17 protein-coding genes and 1 pseudogene are annotated in these 25,803 nt (G+C 63.0%); 11 read left to right on the plus strand and 7 right to left on the minus strand.

The features are described 5' to 3' along the window. Positions 1-430 precede the first annotated feature (430 nt). From QA640_RS29340 to QA640_RS29360, 5 genes and pseudogenes are all read left to right on the plus strand, one after another. Complete coding sequence (locus QA640_RS29340) at positions 431-850, plus strand: hypothetical protein (RefSeq protein ID WP_283036347.1); 420 nt, start codon at positions 431-433, stop codon at positions 848-850. Beyond that, a complete protein-coding gene (locus tag QA640_RS29345) occupies positions 843-1,958 on the plus strand; it encodes a hypothetical protein (RefSeq protein WP_283036348.1) in 1,116 nt (371 codons plus the stop codon). The genes QA640_RS29340 and QA640_RS29345 overlap by 8 nt, the downstream gene beginning before the upstream one ends. A gap of 103 nt (positions 1,959-2,061) precedes the next feature. Next, complete coding sequence (locus QA640_RS29350; protein WP_283036349.1) at positions 2,062-2,382, plus strand: hypothetical protein; 321 nt, start codon at positions 2,062-2,064, stop codon at positions 2,380-2,382. A 228-nt stretch (positions 2,383-2,610) separates the two neighbouring features. Beyond that, positions 2,611-3,636, plus strand: a pseudogene (locus tag QA640_RS29355) (IS110 family transposase). Positions 3,637-4,126: 490 nt separating this feature from the next. Further along, positions 4,127-5,896 (plus strand): adenylate/guanylate cyclase domain-containing protein, encoded by a 1,770-nt coding sequence (locus tag QA640_RS29360; RefSeq protein ID WP_283036350.1) that lies wholly within the window; start codon positions 4,127-4,129, stop codon positions 5,894-5,896. Positions 5,897-6,046: 150 nt separating this feature from the next. On the opposite strand, the gene QA640_RS29365 is transcribed toward QA640_RS29360, so the two are convergent. After that, positions 6,047-7,645 carry an FAD-binding oxidoreductase gene (locus QA640_RS29365; protein WP_283036351.1) on the minus strand — a complete coding sequence of 533 codons (1,599 nt, stop codon included), beginning with the start codon at positions 7,643-7,645 and terminating at the stop codon, positions 6,047-6,049. Positions 7,646-7,735: 90 nt separating this feature from the next. Here QA640_RS29365 and QA640_RS29370 point away from each other — a divergent pair, with 90 nt between their 5' ends. Beyond that, positions 7,736-8,284, plus strand: coding sequence for a hypothetical protein (locus QA640_RS29370; protein ID WP_283036352.1), 549 nt, complete (start codon positions 7,736-7,738; stop codon positions 8,282-8,284). 64 nt (positions 8,285-8,348) lie between these two features. Continuing rightward, the gene (locus QA640_RS29375; protein WP_283036353.1) at positions 8,349-9,311 is read left to right on the plus strand and encodes an amidohydrolase family protein; all 963 of its coding nucleotides are present in this window, start codon (positions 8,349-8,351) and stop codon (positions 9,309-9,311) included. A 39-nt stretch (positions 9,312-9,350) separates the two neighbouring features. Here the strand turns inward: QA640_RS29375 and QA640_RS29380 are convergent, their stop codons facing one another. From QA640_RS29380 to QA640_RS29390, 3 genes are all read right to left on the minus strand, one after another. After that, a complete protein-coding gene (locus QA640_RS29380; RefSeq protein WP_283036354.1) occupies positions 9,351-12,467 on the minus strand; it encodes a CusA/CzcA family heavy metal efflux RND transporter in 3,117 nt (1,038 codons plus the stop codon). Between the two features lie 32 nt (positions 12,468-12,499). After that, positions 12,500-13,744 carry an efflux RND transporter periplasmic adaptor subunit gene (locus tag QA640_RS29385; RefSeq protein WP_283036355.1) on the minus strand — a complete coding sequence of 415 codons (1,245 nt, stop codon included), beginning with the start codon at positions 13,742-13,744 and terminating at the stop codon, positions 12,500-12,502. 154 nt (positions 13,745-13,898) lie between these two features. Continuing rightward, entirely contained in the window at positions 13,899-15,299 is a 1,401-nt protein-coding gene (locus QA640_RS29390; protein ID WP_283036356.1) for a CoA transferase, read from the minus strand. Positions 15,300-15,460: 161 nt separating this feature from the next. Here QA640_RS29390 and QA640_RS29395 point away from each other — a divergent pair, with 161 nt between their 5' ends. Then, positions 15,461-15,748, plus strand: coding sequence for a hypothetical protein (locus tag QA640_RS29395; protein WP_283042921.1), 288 nt, complete (start codon positions 15,461-15,463; stop codon positions 15,746-15,748). A 151-nt stretch (positions 15,749-15,899) separates the two neighbouring features. Beyond that, the gene (locus tag QA640_RS29400; protein ID WP_283036357.1) at positions 15,900-16,670 is read left to right on the plus strand and encodes an SDR family oxidoreductase; all 771 of its coding nucleotides are present in this window, start codon (positions 15,900-15,902) and stop codon (positions 16,668-16,670) included. Between the two features lie 66 nt (positions 16,671-16,736). On the opposite strand, the gene QA640_RS29405 is transcribed toward QA640_RS29400, so the two are convergent. Genes QA640_RS29405 through QA640_RS29415 form a run of 3 tightly spaced genes read right to left on the minus strand, consistent with a single transcriptional unit; the run spans position 16,737 to position 22,493 of the window. Then, positions 16,737-20,198 (minus strand): error-prone DNA polymerase, encoded by a 3,462-nt coding sequence (locus QA640_RS29405; RefSeq protein ID WP_283036358.1) that lies wholly within the window; start codon positions 20,196-20,198, stop codon positions 16,737-16,739. Then, positions 20,195-21,790, minus strand: a complete 1,596-nt coding sequence (locus tag QA640_RS29410; RefSeq protein WP_283036359.1) for a DNA polymerase Y family protein — start codon at positions 21,788-21,790, stop codon at positions 20,195-20,197. Before QA640_RS29410 ends, QA640_RS29405 begins: the two co-directional genes overlap by 4 nt. Then, positions 21,681-22,493, minus strand: a complete 813-nt coding sequence (locus QA640_RS29415) for a DNA repair protein (RefSeq protein WP_283036360.1) — start codon at positions 22,491-22,493, stop codon at positions 21,681-21,683. Before QA640_RS29415 ends, QA640_RS29410 begins: the two co-directional genes overlap by 110 nt. A 166-nt stretch (positions 22,494-22,659) precedes the next feature. Here QA640_RS29415 and QA640_RS29420 point away from each other — a divergent pair, with 166 nt between their 5' ends. Together QA640_RS29420 and QA640_RS29425 are read left to right on the plus strand one after the other, a co-directional pair. Then, positions 22,660-24,057, plus strand: a complete 1,398-nt coding sequence (locus tag QA640_RS29420) for a UdgX family uracil-DNA binding protein (RefSeq protein ID WP_283036361.1) — start codon at positions 22,660-22,662, stop codon at positions 24,055-24,057. Positions 24,058-24,165: 108 nt separating this feature from the next. Further along, positions 24,166-25,788, plus strand: a complete 1,623-nt coding sequence (locus QA640_RS29425; protein WP_283036362.1) for an inorganic phosphate transporter — start codon at positions 24,166-24,168, stop codon at positions 25,786-25,788. Positions 25,789-25,803: the final 15 nt, after the last annotated feature.

The raw sequence follows: 25,803 nt of genomic DNA on the forward strand, positions 1-25,803 counted from the left end.
CTCCAAATCGTCATTGCGAGCAGAGCGAAGCAATCTAGGAATCTTTCCGCGCCGACAGCCCCGGATTGCTTCGCTGCGCTCGCAATGACGGAGTGTGGGCAAATTTACGTCTCTACTGATTGCAGCAAGAGCGTCGGTGGCAGCGCGTGAATCGTCCGCCGCAGCCCTGTATCTAACGATAGCCAATCGCTCTACCTCAGCTAGAGTAACGATCTGTTGTTAGCCAGCCTCGATTCCCGAGAGCGACTTCGGCCAGTTCAATGACGCCCTGCTCAAGGCGCTCGGGACACTCTAGAGCCGTTTCCGTTCCGATTGAATCGGAACGGGGCTCTAGACTCTTGTTTTGACGCGTTTTCTTCACGCGAACCGGTGTCCACTTCGCTGGAAAACGCTCTAAACTCGAACAAGATTCGAACTCATCGGAGGACTCATGGACATCATCAGATTGTGCGCACTTGGCTATGCCGCACTGCTTGGTTTCGTGATCCTGACCGGTTACATCCCCACCTTCATCGACCAGAACGACATGATCTTCGGCCTGTTCCGCCGCACCTGGTACGCCGACGGCCTGCACCTCGTCTCCGCGCTGTGGGCGCTCGCCTCGGCGCTGACCTCACGCCGCGCATCCGAACTGTTCTTCCAGCTCTTCGGCGTGTTCTATTTCGCCGATGGCGTGCTCGGCCTCCTCACCGGCAGCGGCTATCTCGATTTCGGTATCCTCATCAACGGCGTGCTGAACCTGCCATTGTCGACCCGCATCTTCGCCAATGCGCCGCATCTCGGCCTTGGCGGGCTTGCCATCCTGATCGGCTATCTCCTTGCACCGCGCACGCGCCCGGCCCATGCTTAAGCGACCGACGCTCGAGCGCTTTGGCCGCATCGTCCTGACGCTGCTCGCCCTGATCGCCGTCGCGATCCTCGGGCCGGTCGCCTATATCGAGGGGACCTGCCAGCCCGCCTCGCAACCCGCGGCGCCGGCGACGGCGGCAGTGACGCTGCCGCTGATCGGCGAGAAGGGCTATCGCCGGCCGCTCGACAACACCTATTTCACCTTCCCCGAATGGTACATCGTCTATTCCTTCGAGGATTTTGGCCGCTTCCTCGACCAGTCCAGCGAAAGCCATTTCGGTTACTTGCGCCACATCCTCGGCTTCTGGCGCAGCTTCTGCACCATCAATCGCGCGGTGCCGGCAGCAGCGGAATCGCGCTTCGACGTGAAAATGATGATCTACGTCATCGGCATCAGCTACTCCGCCGAATACGCGATCAAGGGACTTTACGAGAACACGATCGGGCGTGCGTTCGAATGGATCAGGGGTCAGAAGCTTACGCCGCAGGATGAATACGCCCGCGCGGTGCTGCAGGACTATGCGGCATTCCTCTACACCATCCCCTGGTACAAATATCCGTTCAGCGACACGCTGAACGGGCTGACGGCGATCTCGGCGCCGACACCAAGTACCTTGCGCACATGGGAGCGCGACTTCGCGCTCGGCACCGAATACTTCATCAAGATCGGCTACGCCGCCGCGATCCAGAAGGCGCTCGATGCCAGCGACGACGACGAGCCGCGCGACATCATGTTCGTGGTCGCTGCGCTGCCGCAGGACGTGCTCAGCGCCGAGCCCCGCATCACCCCCGTCCGGACGCTGTCGCCGGATTGGCAGCTCGTGCAGGCTCCGCGCTACAAGGCGCTGAGCGAGATCCTGAACAGGCTACTCGACGGCGGTCACCGCCTCGCCGAGATCGCCGGCAATCACGAGATCCTCATCACGGTGATCGCGCCGAAAGCGACGGCTCTCGATATTCCCGACACTACGGAACTGTTTTCACTGGATCTGGACGCCAAGCCCGGCTTCCGCAGGGCCGGCCTTAAGGCTAGGATCGACCGGCTCGTCGAGATCAAGCGCGAGCTGACGACCAAGGGTGTAAGCCTTGAGCATTTCTACGACTATTAAATCCGATGACACTGATCGAGATGGTGCAGCTCCGGCAACCACCTCCCCGTTGGGGAGAGGTGATCGACCAAGCGGTGCGGCCTCCTCCTGTTGTGAGGAAGCCATGCCACCACGCAAGCTGTCATCGCTCTGCAGGATCGCCGGCGCGATCGCGCTCGTCGTCACGGGCTGGCTTGCGCTCGTCGTTGCCCTGACCTTCGGCACCGCGCCGGGCCGCCCGCTCGCCGTGATCGGGTCGCAGGCGCAGGCGATCGCGGCAATCGCAAAGGCCGACGGCCGCGTGCTGACCTCGAACACCTATGTCACGATCGCCCGCTCCGACGCTGCCGACTTCGTCGGCCGGCTCTACGCCGCCGGCGCCCTGCTGGTGCTCGACGCCGAGCAGGCCGGCGGCTGCAACGGGCTGGTGCCGAGGCGGAGCTGAGCGCACTTAGAAGCGCGACGGGTTCTGGTTGAACTGGTGCGAGCCGAGAACTTCAATTCACCTCAAGCCTTGGCACTGGCGCCGCTATCGAGGAAGAGCGAACATTGCCTGGCTGACAATCTCCAGCGGATCGGTCGAAAATGATGTGGTGGACGACGCCCGCTCCCGGCATCGAATGTGCCAAAGGGTGATCGTTGAACCACGAATCACCGGAGGGGGGTCGTCCACATGCAGGTTAGCACCATCGGCGTTGATCTCGCCAAGAACGTGTTCCAAGTGCACGGCGTGGATAGTGCGGGCAAGGTCGTCATCATTCGTCAGTTGCGGCGCAAGCAGGTCATTGACTTCTTTAGCAAGATTTCCCCTTGCCTGGTCGGCATGGAAGCCTGCGGAACCGCGCATCATTGGGCGCGTGAAGTCTCCAAGCTCGGTCACACCGTCCGTCTGATGCCGCCGAGCTACGTGAAGGGCTATGTCAAACGGTCGAAAAACGATGCGGCCGAGCAGCCGCCATCTGTGAGGCCGTGACACGCCCATCAATGCGGTTCGTGCCGATCAAGTCGGCCGCAAGCCTTGCTGATGTTGCATCGAACGCGGGATCTTTTGATCCGTCAGCGCACGCAGCTGATCAATGCGCTCCGAGCCCACCTTGCCGAGTTCGGCCTCGTTGCGGAGACGGGACGCGAAGGTCTCGCGCAGCTTGCCGAGATCATCACGGACGAGAGTAATCGCGAAGCTCTTCCGTCTGCGATGAAGCAGGCGCTGCAGGCCATTGTCGATCAACTCGCTGCGCTGGAATTGCAGATCGGGGCTCTGGATCGCTCCATTCACGCCCATCATCGTGCCAATGATATGAGCTGCCGCATCGAGACCGTGCCCGGGATAGGCGTGATCGGGGCCACGGCCATCGCTTCTACTGTCACAGACCCGAGTAACTTCAAATCCGGTCGGGATTTTGCCGCATGGATCGGACTTGTGCCGCGGCAGCACTCGACCGGGGGCAAGGAGCGGCTCGGCGGCATCTCCAAGCAGGGAGATCGCTACCTTCGACGGTTGCTCGTCGTCGGTGCAACATCCGTTGTTCAACACGCTCGGCGGCATCCGCAAAAGCATCCCTGGATCATAAGGCTGCTGGCCAGGAAGCCGGCCAAGCTCGTCGCCGTTGCCGTTGCCAACAAGATGGCGCGCATCGCCTGGGCAATCATGGCCAAGGGAGGATACTATCGCGCGCCGGAGCCTGCTGCAGCCACCTGAAGGGGCTTGGCAATGGGAGCGTGAGGCGACGGCGGAGCAAGACAATCGAATTGCGAGGGTGATGATGGTGTGATGCGAAACGGTCGAGCCGTCGATCGGGACAACCCGCTTTCTGGGTCATGGGCGTCAGAGCCCGTGCGAATGATTGGGACCCGATCCGCGGACTACATCAGGGCCAGCGGTCATGGTGCCGCGCAAACAGGCCGGACACATGACTTGCACCCGACCGCCAGCCGAACGTCAGATTCTTCTTGCAACGTGGGCGTCGTCCACACATGACCCGATGCGGTCAAAAAATGCGGCAGGCGTCGAGTATACACTGTGTCGAAACGTCGCGACCGTTTCGCATCCGATATTCTGCTGCCGTGATATCTTTGCTGGTGGGCTCTTGAGTTCCACGCAAATCGGCCGACGTTCGCGCAGAAGCGGCGCTGTCCCCGTTTGCGTGCGGTGAGCCGCAGAGGGTTTATTCGCCGGGAGGGAAACCCGGATGGCTTCGGATCAGGTCAAGCGCAAGCTCGCCGCCATACTCGCTGCCGATATTGCCGGGTATAGCAGGTTAATGGGTGCGGACGAGGCCGGTACGCTCGCGCGCCTGAAGGAATATCGCCGAGAGCTGATTGATCCCAAGAACAGGCAATATCGCGGTCGCGTGGTCAAGACGACGGGTGATGGCATCCTCATCGAGTTTCCGAGCGTGGTGGATGCGATATCCTGCTCGATCGAGGTCCAGCTGGGCATGTGCGAACGCAATGCCGATATCCCTCCGGAGAAACGCATCGAATTCCGCATTGGGATCAACCTAGGCGATGTGATTGTTGAGGGTCGCGACCTCTATGGCGACGGTGTCAACATCGCGGCGCGATTGGAGGGAGTGGCCGAGCCCGGCGGCATCTGCATATCCCAGACAGTCCTCAATCACGCACGCGGCAAGATCGCCTTCGAGTTCGAGGATCTCGGCGAGCTAGCTCTCAAGAACATCGTCCGACCTGTGCATGTCTACCACCTGCTGCTCAATTCCAGCCGTGGCGACGTGGCATCTCGGTCTTCGGAACCACCGCTGGCCTTGCCGGACAAGCCCTCGATTGCAGTGCTGCCTTTCCAGAACATGTCCGATGATCCCGAGCAGGAGTACTTTGCGGATGGGATGGTTGAGGAGATCACGACGGCGCTTTCGCGGTTCAAATGGTTGTTCGTCATCGCTCGCAATTCGAGCTTCACTTTCAAGGGCACTTCTGTCGATATCAAGGAGGTCAGACGCAGGCTCGGCGTGCGCTATGTCCTTGAAGGGTCTGTGCGCAAGGCCGCGGGGAAGGTTCGCATCACAGGACAGTTGATTGATGCTGCGACAGGCGCGCACCTATGGGCGGACAGGTTCGAGCGTGACCTGACGGACGTTTTTGCTCTCCAGGACGAAGTCACGGTCGCGGTTGTCTCAGCCATTCAGCCAAAATTGCTTCAAACAGAAATTGCGATAGCGACGCGACGGCGGCCAGAGAACCTCACCGCCTATGATTTTTTTCTCCGAGCGATGCAGCAGTACTATCCGATGACCCGCGAAGGGTTGGCCGAGACGATAAGGCTGGCTCATCGCGCTTTGGAGCTGGATCCTCAGTTCGGCTTTGTTGCCGCTCTGGCAGGTGCCTGCCATACGCAAAAGATTCTTCAAGGCTATGCTATCGATCCTCAATTCGATCGCAAGGAGGCAGTTCGGCTTCTTCGCTTGGCATTGAGTGTCGATGATGATGATCCCGACACGTTAGCATTGGCTTGCAATATCTCGACCTGGATGGTCGGCGATTGTGAAAGTACGATCGAAATGGCTGACAAGGCGGTCGCGCTCAACCCCAATTCATTTTTTGCATGGTACTCTAGAGGCTATGCCTATCTTAAACTGGCGGGGCTGCCGGAGGAAGGTGTCCGGAGCTTTGAGCGTGCCATTCGCATGAACCCGGTAGGCCCGCTGCTACTCCACCCGTTGGCTGGGATGGGGCAGGCCTTTATTGAGCTTCGTCGCTTTGACGAGGCCATTCTCGCAGGGAAGAAAGCGCTCCGCCAGCGCCCCGACTATTCGCCAGCTTACCGCTGTCTCGCCGCCGCTTTCGCCCATCTCGGACGTGATGCGGAGGCCCGTGAGGCGGCGGCGCGTCTGCTTGAGGCCGATCCCGCCTTTACAATAAGTGGATTCATCGCTCGGGGCGGGCAATCAAAGGCGAAGTTGTTGATTGAGGGCCTCAGCAAAGCGGGGTTGCCTGAATGAGCTCACGCTGAGACTAGCGCCGAATGACCGCTCATGGCCCTTCGCGACATATTGCACCATCGCGTGATCCAGGCCGCCAACGAAGTAAAGCGCACCTGGCATCGTCGCACTGCGCCACCAAACTAAGGGTGCACGGCCTGGTTTGTCGCTCTACGAGCCATATTTCTCGTACATCGTATTGGTCAAGAGACCAGCCGGGTCGTACTTGCGCTTGGCCGCGAAGAAGTCGTCTATCTGCGGATAGGACTTCTTGAGCTGATCGCGCGAATAATAGAGCTGATACGGCAGGAAGAAGCGTCCTTGATTGGCGATGGTGAGGTCGATCAACTCCTCCGTCACCTTCTTCATGCGGCGGTTGCCCTCATCGTCCGTCGGCTGGTTGATGTAGAGCACCAGCGAAAACGCCGGCTCTGGCGAATAGGTGAGGAAATTCTCCTCCTTGTGCACGACGCGAACCGACGCGTTCAGGAGATTGGTCTTGTTGTCGAGCATGATCCTGCGCATGCCGTCGACGAAAGCGACGAAGTTTCTACGTGGAATGAAGTATTCGTGGAGGATGTCGGTCTCGTCCTGAAGCGCGTTGCGCAGGTAGGGCACGGAGTCGTGCATGGGATTGTTGCGGCTGACGAGGCAGGCTTCGCCCGAGGCGATCGCTTTGGCGCGGGTGACCGTGCAGGTCTCCATCCGGTGCTCGATGTGCTTCTCGGACAGCCACTTCAGCTCCTGGAAGAACGGCCCCTGCTTGGAGAGGTTGATCGTGAGTCGCCTGAGCCTGGTGCTGCTGACCTCGCCAAGCTCCTCGATCGCGAAATCGCTGCCGTCGGCTTTGGTGTAGGTGTAGAGCAGCATTTCCTGCAAGAAGCTGCTCGGCGCGGTCGACAGATGCCCGTACATCAAACCAATATTGTCGTCCTTCTCGATGTCGTCCGCAAACAGCGCAGGGAATGCCTTGTAGTCGAGCACGCGTCGCCCGGTCTGGTAGACGGCGTTGTCGGCAATATCGAGCTCGGCCTCGACGATGACGCCGAACAGGCCGTAGCCGCCGACCACGAGGTTGAACAGCTCCTGGTTCTCGGTGGGCGAGACGCTCTGGATCGAGCCGTCCGCCAGCATCACCTTCATCGTCTTGATCGAGCGGGCCAGCGCGCCCGCCTGATGATCCATGCCGTGGGCATTGACCGAGATCGAACCGCCGACGCTGAAAATGTCGGTCGACTGCATCGCTCGCACCGCAAAGCGCGGATGTAGCGCGATCTGGATGTCGTGCCAGGTCGCGCCCGGCTGCACGGTGATGCTGCGTGCCGACTCGTTGAGCGTGATGCGGTTGAAGGTGCGCATGTCCAGCACGATGCCGCCCTTGCGGAACGCCTGGCCGCCCATGGAGTGACGCACGCCGGCCGTCGTCACCGGCAGCTTGGTGGCGCGCGCAAAGGCCAGCGTTTTTGCGATATCGTCGACGCTGTGCACCTCGACCACGCCGTAGATCTCGGTGCGGTTGAGGCAGCTCGCATCATTGATGTTGCCGCCGAGCTGCGACCACTTTACGCCCTGAAGCGGCGCGATCGCCCTCACCTTCTCCAGGTCGATCCAGCCCTGCTCGCCGATGTCATCCGCAGCCCGGCAGTCCTTTGGACCGCTTGGATCGGCCGCCAGCGCCTGCAGCTTGCGGAAGCCATAAACACCGAACAGCGCAACGAGGACGGCAGCGGCCGAGACGCCTGCTTTGAATTTGCCAAAGGATTTTTGCATAAAGTGATTCCGGTGGGAGGCAGATGATCCGGGAGCGCGGATCATTAGTCAAACCGCCAGCCGCCGGGTTCAAATTCTCGGGACATGACCATGAAAAGTTGCCGCATTCATCTGATGGGCGCGTCGGGCTCCGGCGTGACGACGCTCGGCCGGAGGCTTGCGGACCGGCTTGCGCTTCCGCATCACGACAGCGACGATTATTTCTGGCTCCCGACCGCACCGCCCTACCAGATGCTTCGTCCCATCCCCGATCGCCTGCGCCTGATGCGCGAGATGTTCCTGCCGCGCCGCGATTGGGTGCTGAGCGGATCGGTCACCGGATGGGGCGAGGAGCTCATCGCGCATTTCGACCTCGTCGTTTTCGTGATCACGCCGCGCGAGGTGCGGTTGAGCCGCCTGCGCGCCCGCGAGGCCACGCATTTCGGCGCCGCCGCAGTCGCGCCCGGTGGCTGGCGCCATAAGGAAGCCGAAGCCTTCATCGAATGGGCCTCGCACTACGAGGCCTGCGACCGCGAAGGCCGCAATCTCGCGAAGCATGAGGCGTGGCTCGCGGGCTTGCCCTGTCCGGTCGTGCGCGTCGACGGCGCGCGGCCCCTTGCAGAACTCGTCGAGCAGCTATGCAGCGAAGTTCACTGCTGATGTGATATTGTTGTCGGCGCGCTCATAGCCGAGAACAGCAGAACAACGAAGCAAGGAGACAACCGTGCTCGACCGACGCAGCGTTCTGCTTGCCTCCCTGGCTGCCGGAGTTACCATGACCAGCAAAGCCCACGCCCGGGCGTCGCAGCCGTCGACATCAGTCAATTTCGACGTCCCGGCCCACGCCTGCGACTGCCACACCCACATTCACGGCGATCCCGAGAAATTCCCCTTCTTCGAGGGCCGCGTCTATACGCCGGAGTTGGCGTCGCCAGAGGAGATGGCGGCGCTGCACAAGGCGTTGCATATAGAGCGCGTGGTGATCGTCACACCGAGCGTCTACGGCACCGACAATTCGTCCACCCTGTTCGGGATGAAGGCCCGGGGCGCGAGTGCACGCGGCGTGGCCGTGATCGACGACAAAACGACCCAAGCCCAGCTCGATGCGATGGGAGAGGACGGCTTCCGCGGCATCCGCATTAATCTGGCAACCGGCGGCATCAGCGATCCCAATGTCGGGCGCGCGCGCTTCGCGGCGGCCGTCGAGCGCATGAAGGCGCGCGGCTGGCATGTGCAGCTCTACACGACGCTGCCGATGATCTCCGCGATCAAGCACCTCGTGATGGCCGCGCCGGTACCGGCGGTGTTCGACCATTTCGGCGGCCTCGAGGCATCGCTTGGGCTGGAGCAGCCCGGATTTTCTGACCTGCTCGAGCTCGTCAAATCCGGCAAAGCCTATGTGAAGATCTCAGGCGCCTATCGCTCGTCAAAGCTCGCGCCGGACTATCAGGACGTGGTGCCGTTCGCCCGCGCGCTGATCGCGGCGAACCCCGACCGTATCGTCTGGGGCACCGACTGGCCGCATCCGGATTCAAGCCATGTAGAGGGACGGAAGGCCACCGACATCGCTCCGCTCTATCAGATCGACGACGGCCACCTGCTCAACCAACTCCCAGTATGGGCGCCGGATGCAGACATCCGCAAGAAGATTCTGGTCGACAATCCGGCGCGGCTTTACGGGTTCTGACGCGCACCTGCTCTGCGTTTTTGCAGCCGCGGCACGGGATCAGCGCGCCCGGCTTGAGAAGAAGGAGATCAGGACCGGCAGCGTCACCAGAATGACGACCGGCGCCAGCATCATGCCGGTGACGACGACGACCGCGAGCGGCTTCTGCACCTGCGAGCCGATGCCTTCGGACAGCGCGGCCGGCAACAGCCCGACGCCGGCGACCACGCAGGTCATCAGCACCGGACGGAGCTGCAACTCGCCGGTACGCACCACCGCGGTCATGCGGTCCAGGCCTTCCTCGATGAGCTGGTTGAACTGTGAGATGATGATGATGCCGTCCATCACGGCGATGCCGAACAGCGCGATGAAGCCGATCGCCGCCGAGACGCTGAACGGAATGCCGGTGATGACGAGTCCGAGCACGCCGCCGAAGATCGCCATCGGGATCACGCTCATTGCAAGGAGCGTGTCGGTCATCGAGCCGAAGTTTAACCAGAGCAGGATGCCGATCAGCGCCAGCGAGATCGGCACCACGATCGACAGCCGCCGGATTGCGTCCTGGAGATTGCCATACTCGCCGACCCATTCCATGTGCGAGCCCGGCGGCAATTGCACCTGCTCGGCGATCTTCTGCTGCGCCTCGCGGATCGCGCTGCCGAGGTCGCGCTCGCGCACCGAGAATTTGACCGGCAAATAGCGCTCTTGCTGCTCGCGATAGATATAGGCCGCCCCCGAAACGAGGTTGATCGAGGCGACCTCGCTCAAGGGGATCTGCGTGACGGTGCCGTTCGGCCCGGGCGCGCCGATCCGCAGGTTCTGGATCGCTTCCGCGCTCTTGCGGTATTCCGGCGCCAGGCGAACGATGATCGGGAAGTGGCGATCGCTTCCGGGCTCATAGAGGTCGCCGGCTGTGTCACCGCCGATCGCCACCTTGATGGTGGCGTTGATGTCGCCGGGCGCGAGCCCATAGCGCGCGGCCTTGGCGCGGTCGATGTCGATCTGGATGGTCGGCTGTCCGAGCGAGGTGAACACCGCGAGATCCGTGACGCCCTGCACGGTCGCCAGCACCGACTTGATCTTGTTGGCAGTGTCGGTCAGCGCCTTCAGGTCACTACCGAACAGCTTGATCGAGTTCTCGCCCTTCACGCCGGAAACCGCCTCCGAGACGTTGTCCTGGAGATATTGCGAGAAGTTGAACTCCACGCCGGGGAAGCGGTCGTCGAGTTGTTTCAGAAGCTGGGCGGTCAGCTCTTCCTTGTCGTGGGTTCCGGGCCACTCGCTCGCGGGTTTCAGTGGCGCGAAGAACTCGGCGTTGAAGAAGCCGGCCGCATCGGTGCCGTCATCGGGACGGCCATGCTGCGATACTACGGATTCGACCTCGGGCCGGGCGCGGATCACCTTGCGCATCTCGTTGACGTAGGTGTTGCCCTCCTGGAGCGAGATGGTCGGCGGCAGCGTGGCGCGGATCCAGAGGTTGCCTTCCTCGAGCTTGGGCAGGAATTCGAGGCCCAGCAACCTGCCGAGTGCGAGCGTCATGACGACGAGGCCGATGGCGCCGCCCATCACGATGTTGCGGTTGCTGACCGCCCAATGCAGCAGCGGCGTATAGAGCCGGTGCAGGATCAGCATGATCCGCGTCTCGGTTTCCTCGACATGCGCAGGCAGGATGATCGCGGACAGCGCCGGCGTCACCGTAAAGGTTGCAAGCAGGCCGCCTGCAAGGGCATAGGCGTAAGTGCGCGCCATCGGACCGAAAATGTTGCCCTCGACACCGGACAGCGTGAACAGCGGGATGAAGGCTGCGATGATGATGGCGGCGGCAAAGAAGATCGAGCGCGACACGTCGGCCGCGGCCGACAGGATGGCATGGCTCTTCATGCCAAACAGCGTCTCGGGCGAGGCATGCTCAAGCTCGGACAGCGGCGTGGTCTGCGTCAGCCGGCGGAAGATCGCCTCCACCATGATGACGGTGGCGTCCACGATCAGGCCGAAATCGATGGCGCCGACCGACAACAGGTTGGCGGACTCCCCGCGCAGCACCAGGATGATCACGGCAAAGAACAGCGCGAACGGAATCGTGGCACCGACGATCAGCGCGCTCCGCAGATCGCCCAGGAATATCCACTGCAACAGCACGATCAGCAAAATGCCGACCACCATATTGTGCAGCACGGTGTGGGTGGTGAGGTCGATCAGGTCCTTGCGGTCGTAGATGCGCTCGATGCGCACGCCAGGCGGCAAGATAGTCGAGCCGTTGATCTGGGCGACGAGCTGCTCGACGCGCTTGATGGTCGGCGTGCTCTGCTCGCCGCGGCGCATCAGCACGATACCCTGCACGATGTCGTCGTCATCGTCGAGGCCGGCGATGCCGAGCCGTGGCTTCTCGCCGACGGTCACGGTCGCAACGTCTTTTACCAGCACCGGATTGCCGCCGGTCTGTGCCACCATGGTGTTGGCGAGATCGTCGATCGAGCGGATCAGACCGACGCCGCGCACCACGGCGGATTGCGAGCCGATATTGACGGTGTTGCCGCCGACATTGACGTTGGAATTGCTCACCGCCTGGAGCATTTGCGGCAGCGTCAGGCCGTTGGCCATCAGCTTGTTGAAGTCGACCTGCATCTCGTAGGTCTTGGTCTTGCCGCCCCACCCCGTGACGTCGATCACGCCGGGTACGGAGCGGAAGCGGCGCTGGAGGATCCAGTCCTGGATCGTCTTCAGATCGAGCACGCTGTAGTTCGGCGGGCCGACCAGGCGGTAACGGAAGATTTCGCCGATTGGGCTCAGGGGTGAGATCTGCGGCTGCACATTGCCGGGCAGAGATGCGAGCTGCGCCAGGCGGTTCAAGACCTGCTGGAGCGCTTCTTCATAGGTATAGGCGAAGGAGAACTGGAGCTTGACGTCGGAGAGGCCGTAGAGCGAGATGGTGCGGATGGTCGTGAGGTTCTTCAGCCCCGCCACCTGCGTCTCGATCGGAATCGTGATGTAGCGCTCGATCTCCTCCGCCGACAGTCCCGGGCTCTGCGTCACGATGTCGACCATCGGCGGAGTCGGATCGGGATAGGCCTCGATGTTGAGCTGGTTGAACGCGATCAGGCCGCCGATCAGCACGGCGACGAACATGCCGACCATCAGGTAGCGGCGATTGACGGCAAGGGCGACGAGGCGATCCATTCAGATTGGTTTTTCTTTGCGCCGGCCGCAGACTAGCTGCCAGAGGCCGCACGATCGATGAACAGGCTGCCCTTGGTTACAATCTGTTCGCCCGGTTTCAGATTGCTTGTGACTTCGACGAGATCGCCGTTGACGAGCCCGATCTTGATCTGGCGCAGCTCGACCGACTTGTCCTCGCGCGCGACCCAGATGCGGACCTGGTCGCCTTCATAGATCAAGGCCTGCTTCGGCACCGCGGGTGCTGCACGATCGCCGGCCGAATAGATCGTCACGTTTGCGAACATCTCCGGCTTGAGCAGGCCTTCCTTGTTGTCGATGGTCGCACGGACCAGGAGACGGCGGGTGTTGGGATCGATCGCGGCCGCGACGTAGTTGATCTTGGCCGTGAAGGGACGGCCCGGCAGCGCCATCACGTTGACCGTGATGTCCTGTCCGACGCAGACGGAAGCAGCATCGCTTTCGCGCACGAAGGCCGTGAGCCACACCGTCGAGAGATCGCCGATCACGAACACCGGATCGCTGGCGCCCGCGCTGACATACTGACCGGGGCCGATCTTGCGCTGCACGACCGTGCCCGAGATCGGCGCATAGATCGTGATCTCCGGATTGATGCTGCCCTTGTCCCCGAATGCCTTGATCGCCTCGTCGGTGAAGCCGAGGATGCGCAGCTTGTTGCGTGCCGCCTCAAGCGCCGTCACCGAGGAACGCATATCGTTCTGCGCCTGGACCTGGGTCGCCTCCGCCTGCTGATAATCCTTCAGCGGAACGGCGTGGCCTTCATAAAGATCCTTGGCGCGCTTGAACTGGATGTCGGCGAGCTCCAGCGACGACTTCGCCTTGTTCTGCGAGGTCATCGCCGTAATGAAATCGTTCTGGGCCTGGACGGTATCGGCGGCCTCGATCAAGAACAGCGGTTGCCCCTGCTTGACGCTCTCGCCGGGCTTCACCAGCAGCTTGGTCACCCGACCGGCATAGGGTGAGAACACCGGGGTCGAGCGGTCCTCATCGACCGCGACCTTGCCCTCGGTGACATATTCAGCGCGGAAGGCCTTCTGCTTCACCGGCTCGATCGACAACGTCGCCCATTCGGACGGCGTCGGCGTGAAGTTCTGCGCGTTCTTGCGGGACTGGCTGGAGACTTCGGAGTGGTTCTTTTCCTTGCCCCCCGCATAGATGTAGGCATAGGCGCCGCCGCCCGCGAGCATCAGTAAAACTACGGACGCGACCATCCGTTGCTTCGTAAATACCTGCAATCGCTTGGTATTTTCAACTACCATAGGGCCCGGTCATTCTCGCGATGATTCCGGCAAAATGACTGCCTCATCGGTCGCGCTAATAGTGCCGAATTGAGATTTCAGACAACCTAAAAAACGCGCGTCGCCTTTCGGGTGCGTTAAAATTTTGCCACGTCAGTTCTATGTCAGCTTCGTGTCAGCCGCGGCTCGGCCATTCCGGCGGGTGGCTACCGAGTGGCATTGCCGGACGTTGCCACGCGGCGGGGGTTTTCGACAGCATCGCCGAATGGCTGACCGCTTTCAATGTTCCGAAACCGGATGGCATGGCCTGGATGAACGCAGGATGTACGGCCGACCCCGGAAGATCCGGGGTTTTCAGCCCATTCTCAAGCCGGCCGAGATTCCACAACCAGCGCCCGGTTGGCGCCAGCGACACGCGCACGTGCCAGCTCCCGCCTTCGCGGGCCTGACGCGCCTTCGCCATCATCGCGCCGAAGGCCATCAGATAGCCTGTGGCGTGGTCGAGCATCTGCGCGGGCAACTCCTTCGGTCCGTCGATGCCCGCGGCCTGCCCTTCCGCGTGGTTGAAGCCGGTCGCGGTCTGCACCAGCGAGTCGAAGCCGCGTCGCTCCGCCCAGGGGCCGGCATGTCCATAGGCCGACAGCGTGACGTGCACGATGCCGGGATTGATGCGCGCGGTATCTTCCGGCGCAAAGCCGAGCGCGGCGAGCGAGCGCGGGCGATAGCCTTGCGAGAAAATGTCGGCTTCCGCGAGCAGCGCACGGAGCTGCTTACGACCCGCATCGCTCTTCAGCTCGATGAAGGTCGTGAGCTTGCCGCGCCCGGTGTCGATGGTGAGCCAGGGAATCGCGGGCAGCTTGGGGCCGGACACCAGCAGCACATCGGCGCCGTGGACGGCGAGCGTGCGGCCCGCAACGGGCCCTGCGATGACGCGCGAGAGATCGAGCACGCGCAGGCCTGAGAGCGGACGATCGCCTTTCGACCATGGCTTTGGCGGCGCCTCGCCGATCTTCTCGATCGAGACGAGCGGCAGCTCGGACAGCGCACGCGCCTGCGGCAGTGCGGACCATTCGTCATGGGAACGCATCAGCGCGACGACGCCACCGGCAGCATAGGCCGCGGTCTCGAAGTCCTCGCCCTTCCATTGCATCAACGCGGCCTGCACCTTTTCGCGCTCAGCCTCGCAACCGAGCACCTTGCAGACGGCGTCGCGATGGTGGGGGAAGTTGGTGTGGCAGCGGACGAAGCGGCCGTCGCCGGTCTTGTAGATTCCTGCAATCGCGTCCCAGGCCGGCGGCGGCGGCTTGTCATCGACGCGCAAATAACGTTCGGAGCGACATTCGACGACGGCATGGCGCATGTCCACGGTGACATCCTGCGCTACGCCCGAGCGCAGCCTCCAGATCTCGGCGGCCGCGAGCCCCGCCGCAGCGATGCAGGACTGCGCCGCAGCCGCGACGCGGAATGAGGACGGGATTTGCGGCTCCTCGCCGCTCAGCCGCACGCGCTCGAGCGCGGCGACATCGCCGCCCGCGGAGGCCCAGATGTCCCGGAGGATATGGGGCGGACTTTGCATGGCCACCTGCTCCCGTTAGCTTGACTTGAAGCTTTTCATCATGGCGCGATGAGATTGGGATGAATCATCATCGCGCCATGAGTTATTGTTTGAGCATGATCTTTTCGGAAAACCGCTTCACACTTTTCCGGATCATGCTCTCTAGCACGGAAAGGACTGCAATGGCTGCCATCGATCCCCTCACCGCGGGTGCCGTGTTGCTCGCGACCGCCGCCACCGACGCGGTCTACGTCATGTTCACCTCCGCGGTCGTGGCGCGCAAGCGCGTGCCGGCGGCGACCTGGAGCGCGATCTGGTACCTGCTCTCCTCCTACGCCGTGATCAGCTATACCGAGAACGCCACTTACGTCGCCTTCGCCGCAATCGGCTCCTGGGTCGGCGCCTACGTGTCGCTCACCTTCCTGCACCGCCCGCCCGGCGGCCCGCCGGTGGGTGCGGCGCCGGAGTAGTTGCGAAATCGTGGGATGGGCAAAGCGAAGCGTGCCCACCACTTTCATGCAAGTTGAAGAACGGTGGGTACGGCGCTGACGCGCCTTTGCACCCTATAACGTTCAAGGTGAAGCTACTACATTCCACGCGACCAACAAAAAGGAGCCAACAATGGATCTCGGTCTCAAGGGGAAAAGCGCCGTCGTGCTGGGCGGCACGCGCGGCATCGGGCAGGCGATTGCGGCGACGCTGGCCGGCGAAGGCGCCAACGTCGCGGTGTGCGCACGCAACGCCGAGCAGGTTGCGGCCACCGTGGCCGAACTGAGAGCGAGCGGCGTCCGCGCGACAGGTAGCGCGGTCGACGTGACCGATGGCGCGGCCCTGAAATCCTGGATCGACGGCGTCGCCAAGGAGTTCGGCGGCATCGACATGCTGTTCTCCAACGCCGGCGCCATGGCACAAGGCAACGACGTCGCCTCGTGGGAGCAGAATTTCCGGCCCGATGTGATCGGCGCCGTGCATGCGTTCGAAGCCGCGCGGCCGTTCCTCGAGACAAGCGGCGAGACAACGGGCGATGCGGCCTTCGTCATCATCTCGTCGGTGTCGGCGGCTCAGGCGGATGCGGCCGGCTCCTACGGCCCGATCAAGGCGGCGCTGATCCACATGGCCAAGGGACTGGCGCGGCAATACGCGAAGAAGAAAATCCGCGTCAACGTGGTGTCGCCCGGCACCGTCTATTTCAAGGGCGGCGTCTGGAACATGGTCGAGCAGAACATGCCCAAGCGCTACGAGGATGCGCTCGCCCGCAATCCGACGGGGCGCATGGCCACGCCGCAGGAAATCGCGAACGCCGCGGTATTTCTGGCAAGCCCGGTGTCCTCTTTCACGACAGGCTCCAATCTCGTCGTGGACGGCGGAATCTCGAACCGCGTGAATTTCTAGAGGTTGGCGTCACACAGTCGACATCCTGGCGAAAGCCAGGACGACATTGGAGATAGCCGGCGCACCTCAATGAAAATCCCTTGACGGCGGCAGGATGCGGACGTCGCGGGGGTGGCGGATTTTTTGCGCCGGGGTGTCGAGGTGGTCGCGGCGGTCGTCGTTGAGGGGCTCGATCAGGGCGGCGCCGGCCGGCATCGGGTGCTTGCGGCTCAGCGCGTCGTTCGCAAGCCCGACCAGGTCGTGCGAGCGGTCGACCATTCGCAGGGCGATGAGATGCGTCACCTTTTCGGGGCTGCTTTGGATATAGCCCTCGACCAGGATGAGGCGCGCGCCCATGACCTCCTTCCGGTACCGCTCCATGATCTTGGGCCACACCACGACATTGGCGATGCCGGTTTCGTCCTCCAGCGTCATGAACACGACGCCGCTGGCGCTGCCCGGCCGCTGCCGTACCAGCACCACGCCGGCGCAGCGGACGCGGCGCCGCTCGTTCTCATGACGGACATCCTTGCAGGCGATGACGCGCTCGCGCGTGAACATCTCGCGCAAGAACTCCATCGGATGGCCCTTCAGCGACAGGCGGATGGTCTGGTAGTCCGCGACGACCTGCTCGGGGCGCGGCATCACGGGCAGCGGCCTCGCGTGCTCGTCCGGTTGCTCGCGCGCGGTCGCCGCCTCGAACAGCGGCAGCGGCACGTCGTCGGGCAGGCGCCGCACCTGCCACAGCGCCTCGCGGCGGTCGAGCCCGATCGAGCGGAACGCGTCGGCATCCGCCAGCAGGATCAGCGCGCGCTTGGGCAGACCGGTATCGCGGGCGAAGTCTTCGAGCGAGGTGAAGGGCCGGCGGTTGCGCGCAGCGACGATGCGGTCGGCCCAGTCGGTTGTTTTTGCGTTGTCATTCCGGGGCGTCGCGTCAGCGACGAACCCGGAATCCACTCCTCCAGGCCTATGCGGCTCGATGGATTCCGGGCTCGCGCCTTTCGGCGCGCCCCGGAATGACAGCTGAGAACGTCTCAGCCTCTCCTCATCCTCATCGAGCCAATGAAACCCGTCGATCTGGCGGAAGCCCAAGCGCACGGCGCAGTATTTGCCGTCGGTGCTCTCAAGCGTGTTCTGCGCGAAGCTGTAGGACACGTCGATGTCGCGCACCTCGACGTCGTTCTTGCGGGCATCGCCGACGATTTGCGCCGGCGCATAAAAGCCCATCGGCTGGGAGTTGAGAAGCCCGCAGCAGAACGCGTCGGGATGATAATATTTCAGCCAGGACGAGATGTAGACGAGCTGCGCGAAGCTCGCCGCATGGCTCTCCGGAAAGCCGTAACTGCCAAACCCCTTGATCTGGTCGAAACAGCTCCTGGCGAAGTCGGGGGCGTAGCCGCGCGCGACCATGTTGCCGATCAGCTTGTCCTCGTACTTGCCGATGGTGCCGACATTGCGGAAGGTCGCCATCGAGCGGCGCAGACCATTGGCCTCCTCAGAGGTGAATTTTGCCGCCTCGATCGCGATCCGCATCGCCTGTTCCTGAAATAGAGGTACGCCCATCGTCTTGTGCAGCACCTTGTAGAGCTCATCCTTATCCCCGTGCTCAGGTGACGGCGATGGATAGCTCACTTTTTCCTGACCGTTCCGCCGCCGCAGGTAAGGATGCACCATGTCGCCCTGGATCGGTCCTGGACGCACGATCGCGACCTCGATGACGAGATCGTAGAAGGTCCGCGGCTTCAGGCGCGGCAGCATGTTCATCTGGGCGCGGCTCTCGACCTGGAACACACCGAGCGATTCCCCGAGACACAGCATCTCGTAAACCTTGGGATCGTCCTGCGGGACGCTCGCCAGAACCCACCGCTCATCTTTGTGTTTGTCGATCAGGTCAAAGCATTTGCGGATGCAGGTCAGCATGCCCAGCGCCAGCACGTCGACCTTCATCATGTTGAGCGCGTCGACGTCATCCTTGTCCCATTCGATGAAGGTGCGGTCGTCCATCGCGGCATTGCCGATCGGCACATAGGTGTCGAGCCGGTCCTGGGTCAGCACATAGCCGCCGACATGCTGCGAGAGGTGGCGTGGGAATTCGATCAACTCGGTCGCAAGCTCGACCGCGAGGCTGATCATGGGATTGTTGGGATCAAGCCCGGCCTGCTTCACCTGCATGTCGTTGAGGCCCTTGCCCCAACTCCCCCACACCGTATCGGCGAGCGCCGCGGTGACGTCTTCCGTCAGGCCGAGTGCCTTGCCGACATCGCGGATGGCGCTGCGTGGGCGGTAGTGGATGACGGTCGCGATGATCGCGGCGCGATGGCGGCCATAGCGGCGATAGACATATTGCATCACCTCCTCGCGCCGCGAATGTTCGAAATCGACGTCGATGTCGGGCGGCTCCAGCCGCTCCTTGGAGATGAAGCGCTCGAACAACAGATCGACCTTGGTCGGATCGACCGAGGTGATGCCGAGCACGTAGCACACGGCCGAATTCGCCGCCGAGCCCCGGCCCTGGCACAGAATGTTCTGGCTGCGCGCATAGTGGACGATGTCGTGCACGGTGAGAAAATAATGCGCGTATTTCAGCTCGGCGATCAGCGCGAGCTCCTTGTGCAGGGTGGCGCGGAGCTTGTCGTCGATCTTGCCGCCGAAATAAGTCTGCACGCCGGCCCAGGTCAGGTCCTCCAGATGCCCTTGCGCGGTCTTGCCCGGCGGCACCGGCTCGTTCGGATATTGATATTTGAGCTGGTCGAGCGAGAAGTCGATGCTGTCGGCAAAGCGCATGGTCTCTGCGAGCGCCGCGGGGAAATCGCGGAACAGCCGCGCCATTTCTCTGGGCGTTTTCAGAAACCGCTCGGCGTTGGCCTCCAGCTTCTTCCCGACCACCTCGATCGTGGTCTTTTCCCGGATACAGGTCAGCACGTCCTGCAAGGGGCGACGCGCGGGATGGTGATAGAGCACTTCGTTGGTCGCGAGCAGCGGCACTTTCGCCTTCGCTGCGAGATCATCGAGCCGCGCGAGACGGCGCCGACCGTCGCCGCGGTAGAGCAGGCTCGCCGCCAGCCACACGCCATAGGCAGAGCTCGCCTTCAGCCCGGCAAGCACGTCCAGCGCCTTCGCTGTATCAAAGCGATGCGGCAGCGTCAGGACCAGGAGCTGGCCTTCGGTAAATTCCAGGAGATCGGCGAAGCTGAGATGGCACTCGCCCTTCTCGATCCGCGTGATGTCATCGCCGCGCTTGCCCCTGGTGAGAAGCTGGCAGAGCCGGCCGTAAGCGGCGCGGTCGCGTGGATAGACCAGGATGTCGGGCGTGCCGTCGATGAAAACGATGCGCGCGCCGATCAGGAGCTTCGGCTTGTGCAGCACCTCGGCATTGTCGAGCTCTTTATAAGCACGCACGACGCCGGCAAGCGTGTTGTGATCGGCAATCCCGATCACGGGAATGCCCAAAATGCTGGCCTGATGCACATAGGCGCGCGGATCCGAGCCGCCGCGAAGGAAGGAGAAATTGGTGGTGATGCCGATCTCGGCATAGGCTGGCGTGTTCATGCGAAGAGACCGTGCACATACCAGTTGGCGGGAACGGACCTGCCCTCCTCGTCCACGAGCTCGCTGTCGTAGAGACCATCGCGAAAGATCCAGAACCGCAGGCCTTCGGCATCCTCGACGCGAAAGTAATCGCGCGTGAGCTGCTTGCCGTCCTGCCGCCACCATTCCATCGCGATGCGCTCGGGCCCTTCCACCCGCACCACCGCATGCAGCGCGCGGCGCCAGGTGAATTGATGCGGCGCGCCGTCGGGCACGGTCGCGAACGGCACCTTGATCGGCTCCGGTCTGTCGAACAGCCGCAACGGACGCAGCGGCGGCTCGCTCTCAACGCGCGATGGCCATTCAGCCTGCGCAGCAGCGGCAAGATGATGCTGCGCGGGCACGGCCAGCACGGCGCACTCCGGGATATGCGTATCCTGCGGCAGGTGCACGACGACGCGCTTGCCGCCGATCCTCGCGGCGATGCGGTCGATCAGCGCGGTGAGTTCGTCATTGTCGTGGACGTGCGCATCGAGATCGCGCTGCTCCTGCACCACGGTCTCGGTCCTGCTCGCCGACAGCCGCACCATGTCGAAGCCGAAGCCGGGATCGAGGGGATCGGCGAGCGCATCCAGCCGCTCGCGAAAGAGCCGGTCGATGACTGCGCTTCGCGTCACCGGACGTCCCGTTTCGACCATGATCGCGCGCACCACGCCGTCGGTGCGGAAGAAGGACGCCTCCAGCCGCCGCGCACCCTTGCCTTGCTTCTCCATCGAGGTAACAAGCGTATCCGCAAGCCGCGACAGCGTCATCGCGATCATGGTGTCGGTCGCGATCGGCTCGGCGAAGCGTTTTTCCACGATGTAGTCAGGCAGCGGTTTTCGCGGGCTGATTGGCGCATCGCCCTGCCCCAGCGCATGCGCAAGCAGCGTCGAGAAGCGCGCACCGAAGCGCGCCGTGATCTCATGGGAGCTGCGCAAAGCGACAGCGCCGATGGTTTTCAAGCCGGCGCGGCGCAGGCCCGTGGTGATGGCGTCATCGGCGCCGAGCGCGGAGACCGGGAAGCGGTTGATCGCTTCCGCCTCAGCGCCATCGGCAACGATGGTGCCGGAGGCCTGCCGCGTCAGCGTGCGCGCGCAGATTGAGGTCGAGGCGATCGCCGCGCTGACCGCAAAACCCTGCCGCGCCAGCGTACGGACGAGCGCCTGCAACAGGTTGGCCTCGCCGCCGAACAAATGCGCGCAGCCGGTGATGTCGAGGAACAGGCCATGCGGCGGATCGAGCGCCACCAGCGGCGTGAAGCGGTCGCACCAGTCGGCGATATCCTCGAGCGTCTTGGCATCTGCCGCGACATCGGCGTCGAATACTTTCAACTCTGGGCAAATGGCGCGGGCGTTCGCCAACGGCTGGCCGATATGCAGGCCGAAGCGTCCGGCCGCCTCATCGAGAGCGTAAATAACAAGCGCATTATTCTCCTTTGCGACGACGATGCTCGGCTCGTCTTTAGCTAGCTCTCCGCCGATCGCTGAGAAAACCCGCCGGATGCGATCGATGGGCAGGCGCGGCAGCCACAGGCTGAGGATACGGCGACGGTTCGCTGAACAGGCACTCATCACATTTCCACTCCATGATCCACCGGCCGACCGGGCCATGGCGATTGCGAACGAGCTCGGCATCGAAGCAAGGCGCGCCCCAGGCGCTCCAAAGCGCCGCAGGCTTTGAAGTAGGTCCAGGCGGCGAATGCGCCGCCCGCAACATCCATCTGGTTTCCGCGGTCGACGGCAGAGGGTTTGCCGCCATCCGCAACAGCAGCCCGGTCACGCCGGAAGCCTGGGCTGCAAGCGTCAGCTTGCGGCTCGCCACGAGATCGAACTGTTTCGTCTCACCCCAGAGCTCGAGCACGACGGCACCCAGCGCATCGCAGGCAAGCGCATCAGCTGACGTCCGCAGCGCACTCTCGACATCGGCAGCGCGTACCATCACCACATGGCGCGGATCGAGGCCGAGCTCGGCAAGCCCGTTCATCGACAGCGCGCCCGCCTCGACGTCCGAAAAATCCTGCCGCACCCACAACAGCGGCCGGCGCGCGGTCACGCGGCCGGCGAGTCCCGTGATAAAGCCTGTCGCGGCCGTGCCATGGCGTCCCTCGCAAAACACCTCGTGGATCGCGGCGCGTGCAAGGCCGCCCTGCAAAGCCTGATCCACTTCCGGATGGCCGAGCGCCACGCGATCGCGATGATGCGCGGCCTCCGACGTCTCGATGCGCTCGATCTGGCCACGCAAGACCGCAAGCGCGCTTCCGCGTGCGCCGCTCATGCTCGCCGCTCCTTCACTGAGGGTCGCCAGGATCGTCAGAAAGACAAACGATCGGCTGGCTCATTTGTTCATGATATGTTCTAATATAAAGCCAACAGCGCCGCCGGAGTCAACCGAATTGGCGCGCCGCCGGATTCATGAGCGGAATCAATAGGATTCAAGTGCCATGTACCTCATCACCCTCGATAGCGAGACTGATTTCGACGGCTGGCGCAAAGCCGCACGCGCGCTGGCACTGCATCACATCGCCCCCGTCGATGTGATATGGGACGTGCAGGGCCAAACCACAGAACAAATCCCGCCCGGCCTGTCAGAAGCGCCGAGCCTGCCGCCGATCGAGATCGAAAGCACCTTCAACGTGCCGGCTAATTTCATCGAGCTTGCGCGCGTCGCGCTCCTCAATCGTGACGTCCAACGCTTTGCACTGCTCTATCGCCTGCTGTGGCGACTGAAGGCCGATCACGACCTATTGGCAGAGATGACCGATCCCGATGTGGCACTGGCCACCGCGATGGCAAACAGCGTGCACCGCGACGTGCAGCGCATGCGCGATGTCGTCCGTTTCCGCGAGATCGGACGCGAGCAGAAGGCGCATTACGCCGCCTGGTTCGTGCCGGAGCATCACATCGTCGAATTCGCGGCACCTTTCTTCGCGCGTCGCTATGCCGACATGCCCTGGTCGATTCTCACGCCCGACATCTGCGCCCATTGGAACGGCCACGTCATCTCGTTCACGGCGGGGATCAGCCAGACGGAGATGCCAGCACCAAACCGATTGGAGGAAACCTGGCGCCGCCACTTCCAGGCGGACCGGTCGATCACACCGGAAGCGCCCAAACAGCGCGGGAGGAACTTCCCCGAAGCCTCGATACTTGAACCTCTGCTCACTGACGCCGAACGCTGGACCGGCGGACAGACTACCCCGCGTCCGGAGGCACCCATGACACGCAAACCCGCCGCCGATGATCTCGAGACGCTGCGCAAGGAGGCCGCCCATTGCCGCGCCTGCCCTCTCTACAAGGATGCGACGCAGACTGTGTTCGGCGAAGGCCCGAAGTCCGCCACCATCATGCTGGTCGGCGAACAGCCCGGCGACAAGGAAGACCTCGCTGGCCACCCCTTTGTGGGACCGGCCGGGCAGATGCTCGATCGCGCCCTGCAAGAGGCCGGCGTCGATCGCAGGAAGGTCTACGTCACCAACGCGGTGAAGCATTTCAAGTTTGTGCCGCGCGGAAAAATCCGCCTGCACCAGAAGCCGACCACGCCGGAGATCCGCGCGTGCCGGCAATGGTATGAACGGGAACTGGCGGCCCTCCAGCCCAGCCTCGTCGTTGCGATGGGCGCGACCGCCGCGCAAAGCGTGTTCGGCAAGATCACCCCGATCGGCAAGAACCGCGGCCGGCTGATCGCTCTGCCGGACGGCCGCAAAGCGCTGGTGACGGTGCACCCGTCCTATCTCTTGCGGCTGCCGGACCCCAAGGCCAAGGAGCTGGAATACCAGCGTTTCGTCGATGACCTGAAGATTGCCGCCGGATTCCGGGAAAAATCGGCACGGGCAGCGTGACTTAGCTCGCGTCGCGCCGCAGCAGATACGAGTAGAGAAACGCCGTCATTTCAACTGCCTGTCACATGCCACGCGCAAAATCGGGGCACAGGGACAGGAGTATTTTCAATGAGTGACCTTGCTTTACCCGGCTCCATCGAGCCGGCCTTGCGGAGAGGCCCCGACCTCGACCGCGGTTTTCATCCGCTGACCGGCATCATTTACATGGGGATCATCGCCGCCGCGCTGCTCTTCGTCGCCTACAGCATCTGGGTCGACGTCGACGCGACCGGCACGCAGGTCAAGACTTTCGCACCCTTCCTCCTGCTGTTCGTCGCGCTCTTGATTGCGCTCGCCTTCGAGTTCGTGAACGGCTTCCACGATACCGCCAATGCGGTCGCAACCGTCATCTACACGCGCTCGCTGCCAGCCCACATTGCCGTGGTGTGGTCCGGCATGTTCAACCTGTTCGGCGTGCTGCTCTCGAGCGGCGCGGTCGCGTTCGGCATCGTCTCGCTGCTGCCGGTGGAATTGATCCTCCAGGTCGGCTCCAGCGCCGGCTTCGCCATGGTGTTCGCGCTGTTGATCGCGGCGATCATCTGGAACGTCGGCACCTGGTATTTCGGCCTGCCGGCGTCGAGCTCGCACACGCTGATCGGCTCGATCATGGGCGTCGGCATCATGAACGCGGTTCTGCATGGCCGCAGCGGCACCTCGGGCGTCGACTGGTCGCAGGCCACCAACATCGGCAAAGCACTCTTGTTGTCGCCGCTGTTCGGCTTCGCGCTCGCCGCGGCGCTGCTCCTGGTTCTGCGTACCGTGCTGCTGCGCGCCACGCCCGCGCTGTTCGGCGAGCCGAAGGGCGATCAGCCACCGCCGTGGTGGATCCGCGGCATCCTGATCCTCACCTGCACGCTGGTGAGCTTCTTTCATGGCTCCAATGACGGCCAGAAGGGCATGGGCCTGATCATGCTGATCCTGATCGGCACCGTGCCGACGGCCTATGCGCTCAACCGCACGCTGCCGGCGAGCCAGATCGAGCAGTTCACCGCGAACTCGGAGGCCGCGAGCAGGGTGATCGAGGCCAAGGCCGCCGGCTACAACGTCATCGGCAACCCGCGCCCCGCGGTGACCAACTACATCGCTCAACACGAGGTCAACGGCGGCACGTTTCCGTCGCTCGCCGTGCTCGTGCTCGACATCGCAAAGCAGGTCACCACCTACGGGTCGCTCGCGAAGGTGCCGGCGGAAGTCGTCGGCAACACCCGCAACGACATGTACCTCGTCTCGGAAGCAATCCGCTTCCTGATGAAGGACAAGGAGGCCGAGCTCAGCGCCAACGACGTCGCCGTTCTCAACGCCTACAAGGGTTCGCTCGACAACGCCACGAAGTTCATCCCGGGCTGGGTGAAGATCGCGGTCGCCATTGCGCTTGGGCTGGGCACCATGGTCGGCTGGAAGCGCATCGTGGTTACGGTTGGCGAGAAGATCGGCAAGACCCACCTCACCTATGCGCAAGGTGCCTGCGCCGAGATCACCGCGGCCGCCACCATCGCCGCCGCCGACGTCTACGGCCTGCCGGTCTCGACCACGCATGTGCTGTCGTCCGGTATTGCCGGCACCATGGCCGCCAACGGCTCCGGCCTGCAATGGGCCACGATCCGCAACATCGCCATGGCCTGGGTGCTGACGCTGCCGGCCGCAATGATCATCTCGGGCGTGCTGTACTACGTGTTCTCGCGCGTATTCTGAGCGAGCGACACTCGA

Source organism: Bradyrhizobium sp. CB82 (genome assembly GCF_029714405.1).
GTDB lineage: Bacteria > Pseudomonadota > Alphaproteobacteria > Rhizobiales > Xanthobacteraceae > Bradyrhizobium.

Coding starts and splice junctions, on each gene's coding strand:
- QA640_RS29380 (WP_283036354.1), bottom strand. CDS start 12,467: ATGGATCGCCTCGTCGCCCTTGCCGTCAATCGCCGCTACCTGATGGTC.
- QA640_RS29425 (WP_283036362.1), top strand. CDS start 24,166: ATGAGTGACCTTGCTTTACCCGGCTCCATCGAGCCGGCCTTGCGGAGA.
- QA640_RS29395 (WP_283042921.1), top strand. CDS start 15,461: ATGGCTGCCATCGATCCCCTCACCGCGGGTGCCGTGTTGCTCGCGACC.
- QA640_RS29405 (WP_283036358.1), bottom strand. CDS start 20,198: ATGAACACGCCAGCCTATGCCGAGATCGGCATCACCACCAATTTCTCC.
- QA640_RS29350 (WP_283036349.1), top strand. CDS start 2,062: ATGCCACCACGCAAGCTGTCATCGCTCTGCAGGATCGCCGGCGCGATC.
- QA640_RS29340 (WP_283036347.1), top strand. CDS start 431: ATGGACATCATCAGATTGTGCGCACTTGGCTATGCCGCACTGCTTGGT.
- QA640_RS29400 (WP_283036357.1), top strand. CDS start 15,900: ATGGATCTCGGTCTCAAGGGGAAAAGCGCCGTCGTGCTGGGCGGCACG.
- QA640_RS29390 (WP_283036356.1), bottom strand. CDS start 15,299: ATGCAAAGTCCGCCCCATATCCTCCGGGACATCTGGGCCTCCGCGGGC.
- QA640_RS29410 (WP_283036359.1), bottom strand. CDS start 21,790: ATGAGTGCCTGTTCAGCGAACCGTCGCCGTATCCTCAGCCTGTGGCTG.
- QA640_RS29415 (WP_283036360.1), bottom strand. CDS start 22,493: ATGAGCGGCGCACGCGGAAGCGCGCTTGCGGTCTTGCGTGGCCAGATC.
- QA640_RS29345 (WP_283036348.1), top strand. CDS start 843: ATGCTTAAGCGACCGACGCTCGAGCGCTTTGGCCGCATCGTCCTGACG.
- QA640_RS29370 (WP_283036352.1), top strand. CDS start 7,736: ATGAAAAGTTGCCGCATTCATCTGATGGGCGCGTCGGGCTCCGGCGTG.
- QA640_RS29360 (WP_283036350.1), top strand. CDS start 4,127: ATGGCTTCGGATCAGGTCAAGCGCAAGCTCGCCGCCATACTCGCTGCC.
- QA640_RS29420 (WP_283036361.1), top strand. CDS start 22,660: ATGTACCTCATCACCCTCGATAGCGAGACTGATTTCGACGGCTGGCGC.
- QA640_RS29365 (WP_283036351.1), bottom strand. CDS start 7,645: ATGCAAAAATCCTTTGGCAAATTCAAAGCAGGCGTCTCGGCCGCTGCC.
- QA640_RS29385 (WP_283036355.1), bottom strand. CDS start 13,744: ATGGTAGTTGAAAATACCAAGCGATTGCAGGTATTTACGAAGCAACGG.